4 protein-coding genes are annotated in these 3,746 nt (G+C 65.2%); 2 read left to right on the top strand and 2 right to left on the bottom strand.

Translation table 11 applies throughout. The features are described from left to right. Positions 1–18: 18 nt before the first annotated feature. Positions 19–1,206 carry a RimK family alpha-L-glutamate ligase gene (locus ACNPM4_RS13320; RefSeq protein ID WP_029262827.1) on the bottom strand — a complete coding sequence of 396 codons (1,188 nt, stop codon included), beginning with the start codon at positions 1,204–1,206 and terminating at the stop codon, positions 19–21. 20 nt (positions 1,207–1,226) lie between these two features. Here ACNPM4_RS13320 and ACNPM4_RS13315 point away from each other — a divergent pair, with 20 nt between their 5' ends. Then, positions 1,227–1,718 (top strand): ATP-dependent zinc protease family protein, encoded by a 492-nt coding sequence (locus ACNPM4_RS13315; RefSeq protein WP_400858467.1) that lies wholly within the window; start codon positions 1,227–1,229, stop codon positions 1,716–1,718. Positions 1,719–1,727: 9 nt separating this feature from the next. On the opposite strand, the gene ACNPM4_RS13310 is transcribed toward ACNPM4_RS13315, so the two are convergent. Further along, entirely contained in the window at positions 1,728–2,156 is a 429-nt protein-coding gene (locus tag ACNPM4_RS13310) for an RDD family protein (protein ID WP_029262829.1), read from the bottom strand. 146 nt (positions 2,157–2,302) lie between these two features. Here ACNPM4_RS13310 and glnA point away from each other — a divergent pair, with 146 nt between their 5' ends. After that, entirely contained in the window at positions 2,303–3,727 is a 1,425-nt protein-coding gene (gene glnA, locus ACNPM4_RS13305; protein ID WP_029262830.1) for a type I glutamate--ammonia ligase, read from the top strand. Positions 3,728–3,746 lie beyond the last annotated feature (19 nt).

The following is a 3,746-nucleotide window of genomic DNA, read 5'->3' as shown; positions in this document are numbered from 1 at the left end:
GGGCGGCCGCGCTCTCGTTCATTCGGAGAGCGGCTGCCGAGGCAGGCGACGGACCTTCGCACGCCGACGACGACGCTCGGGAACCATCGAACGCATCTCGTCGAGCTTGCCGAAGCAGAACAGTCGGTCGTCCGCCTCGAGGACCACGTGCTTGCGCGGGTTCGGGATCACGCTCACGCCGCGGTGGAGCGTGAGGACCGTGATGTCGCGTTCCCAGAGGCCCGCCTCACCCAGAGTCTTGCCGACCAGGTCGACGGCGCCATGCACCATCAGTTCCGCGACGCCGTATCCCGTCGAAACCGTGAGCCGTTGCCGCACATCGATCTCGGGGAACGCGACCTGACCGGCGATGTAATCGATGATCGCGCCGGCGACATCGAGCTTCGTCGCCGTCTCGATGCCCTGCAGCCCCGGCGAGGAGTTGACCTCCATGACCAGCGGTCCGTCGTCACCTTCGAGCATGTCGACGCCGGCGACCCGCAGCCCCATGATCTGCGCGGAACGGACGGCGGCGCGCTCATACACGGGGTCGAGTTCGACGGCCTCGACGGATCCCCCGCGGTGCACGTTCGAGCGGAATTCGTCTCCGGCGGCCGAACGCCGCATCGCGGCCACGACACGGTCGCCGACGACGAGAGCCCGGATGTCGCGTCCGCGACTCTCCGAGATGAATTTCTGGATCAGCACGTTCTGCTTGGTGGAGTGCAGCGTCTCGATGATCGCCTCGGCCACCTTCACCTGGGGCGCGAGGATGACTCCGATCCCCTGGGTTCCCTCCAGCAGCTTGATCACGACCGGCGCCCCACCGACGCGCTCGATCGCCGGACGCACGTCTGCGCGATTGCGCACGAATGCCGTCGGCGGCATCGCGATGTTGTGCCGTGACAGGATCTGATTCGCGCGGAGCTTGTCCCGTGCGCTGGAGATCCCGTTCGCGGTGTTCGGCGTGTACACGTCCATCTGCTCGAACTGCCGCACCACGGCGGTGCCGAAGTAAGTGATCGAGTTGCCGATGCGGGGCAGGATCGCGTCGTAGTCGCTGAGCTGACGACCCCGATAGTGGAGGTCGGGTTCATCGGCCGTGAGATCGATCGCGAAGCGCAGCGTATTGAGCACCTTGACGTTGTGTCCGCGCTGAAGCGCAGCTGCGCGCAGTCGCTGGGTGGAGTACGCCTGCGGCGCACGGGAGAGCACTGCGATCTTCACGGGGGATTTTTCCTGCCAGGATGTATCAGGTGAGTAGGACTACCCCCCATTCAAACACCCTTACGGGGTGGCGAGAATGGGTGAGCCTGCCCGATCTCGGAGTCGACTGGCTGAAAGCCAAGATCGACACCGGTGCGCGCACCTCCTCACTGCACGCGTTCGACATCTTCGAGTTCGAACAGGACGCCCAGCCCTGGGTCCGTTTCAAGGTCAAACCCTGGCAGGACAGCCAGGAGGACGCCGTCGTCGTCGAGTGCCCGGTCCACGACCGGCGCGCCGTGCGCAGCTCGTCGGGGCACGCACAGGAGCGCCTCGTGGTGGAGTTGTTGATCCGCCTCGTCGACCGCGAAGTGCTCGCCGAGGTGACGCTGAGCAACCGCGACGAGATGGGCTTCCGGATGCTCATCGGAAGAGAAGCGCTGCGACAGGGATTCTCGGTCGACCCGGCACGATCGTTCCTCGGCGGACGCGCACCCCGAGAGGCGCGTCGCCGCAACCGCGGCAAGATCTGAACGCTACGTTCAGGCGCGGATGAGAACGGTGCCGACGGCCTTGTCATGCAGGCCGCGCTGATCGGCGTCCCAGATCACCGCCGGCACGACCACGACGAGCAGGAGGGTGCGCACGATCGGCCGCCACAGGCCGACCCAGGCACCGTCGCGGCGCACGAGCCGCATTCCGAGGATCCGGTGGCCCGGGCTGCCTCCCGCGGTAGGGATGAAGAGGATCTGCAGCACGGCGAACACCAGCATCGGCGCGAACTGCGTGAGCCCGGCTTCGGTGGGAAGCGCGAACTGGTCGTAGCCGAGGAACGCAGTGGCGATGATGGTCGCGGCGAGGTAATCGATGAGCAGAGCCCCGATGCGGCGGCCCGGCCGGGCGATGCTGCCCGGACCCGACTCCGGCAGTCCGAGTCGCTCACCGGGGTACGTGTTCACAGCGTCCGTCACTCCCCCAGCCTACCGAGAGCGAAATGCCGCATCGTCGCCGGGCTCCTGTAACACGCCCGAAACAAAGCGGATACCGTAGAGAAATCCCCCGTCCGTACTCTGCAGAGTGGCCGTGAAGCCATCGATCCGCATTACAGGAGTCGTACATGTTCAAAGATTCGTCCGAGGTACTGACCTACATCAAGGAGAACGACGTCAAGTTCCTTGACATCCGTTTCACCGATCTCCCTGGTGTACAGCAGCACTTCAACATTCCTGCATCGACGGTCGACGAGGCTTTCTTCACCGACGGTCAGCTGTTCGACGGCTCCTCGATCCGCGGATTCGCGAGCATCCACGAGTCGGACATGCAGCTCATCCCCGACGTCACCACCGCGTACGTCGACCCCTTCCGCGAGGCCAGCACCCTCGTGATGCTGTTCGACATCTACAACCCGCGCACCGGCGAGATCTACTCAAAGGACCCGCGTCAGGTCGCCAAGAAGGCCGAGAAGTACCTCACGTCGACGGGCATCGCCGACACCGCGTTCTTCGCCCCTGAGGCCGAGTTCTACATCTTCGACGACGTCCGCTACAACGTCACCTCGAACTCCAGCTTCTACAGCGTCGACTCGGAAGAGGGCGCCTGGAACACCGGCCGCGAAGAAGAGGGCGGCAACCTCGGCAACAAGACCCCGTACAAGGGCGGCTACTTCCCGGTGAGCCCGGTCGACAAGACCGCTGACCTCCGCGACGACATCACCCTCAAGCTGATCGACGCCGGCTTCATCCTCGAGCGCTCGCACCACGAGGTCGGCACCGGTGGCCAGCAGGAGATCAACTACCGCTTCGACACGATGGTCCACGCGGCGGACGACATCCTGAAGTTCAAGTACATCGTCAAGAACACCGCCGAGGAGTGGGGCAAGGTCGCGACCTTCATGCCCAAGCCCCTCTACGGCGACAACGGCTCGGGAATGCACACGCACCAGTCGCTGTGGAGCGACGGCAAGCCGCTCTTCTACGACGAGGCCGGCTACGGTCAGCTCAGCGACATCGCACGCTGGTACATCGGCGGCATCCTGGCGCACGCGCCGGCCCTGCTCGCCTTCACCAACCCGACGCTGAACAGCTACCACCGTCTGGTCAAGGGCTTCGAGGCTCCGGTCAACCTGGTCTACTCGGCCGGCAACCGCTCCGCCGCGATCCGCATCCCGATCACGGGCTCCAACCCGAAGGCCAAGCGCATCGAGTTCCGTGCGCCCGACGCCTCCGGAAACCCGTACCTCGCCTTCGCCGCGCAACTGATGGCGGGCCTCGACGGCATCAAGAACCGCATCGAGCCGCACGAGCCGGTGGACAAGGACCTCTACGAGCTTCCGCCCGAGGAGGCCAAGGACATCCCCCAGGTGCCGAACTCGCTGCTCGACTCGCTCGACGCCCTGGCGGCCGACCACCAGTTCCTCCTCGAGGGCGGCGTGTTCACCAAGGAGCTCATCGAGACCTGGATCTCGTACAAGTACGAGAACGAGATCCTGCCGATGGCCCAGCGCCCGCACCCGTTCGAGTACGAGCTGTACTTCGGCGTCTGACGACCGCAGCGCATCGAGA

It is taken from the genome of Microbacterium umsixpiens, assembly GCF_053543675.1.
The sequence above is the reverse complement of the archived record's forward strand: the minus strand, read 5'-3'. Positions and strand labels throughout refer to the sequence as shown.

Coding starts and splice junctions, on each gene's coding strand:
- ACNPM4_RS13315 (WP_400858467.1), top strand. CDS start 1,227: ATGTATCAGGTGAGTAGGACTACCCCCCATTCAAACACCCTTACGGGG.
- glnA (WP_029262830.1), top strand. CDS start 2,303: ATGTTCAAAGATTCGTCCGAGGTACTGACCTACATCAAGGAGAACGAC.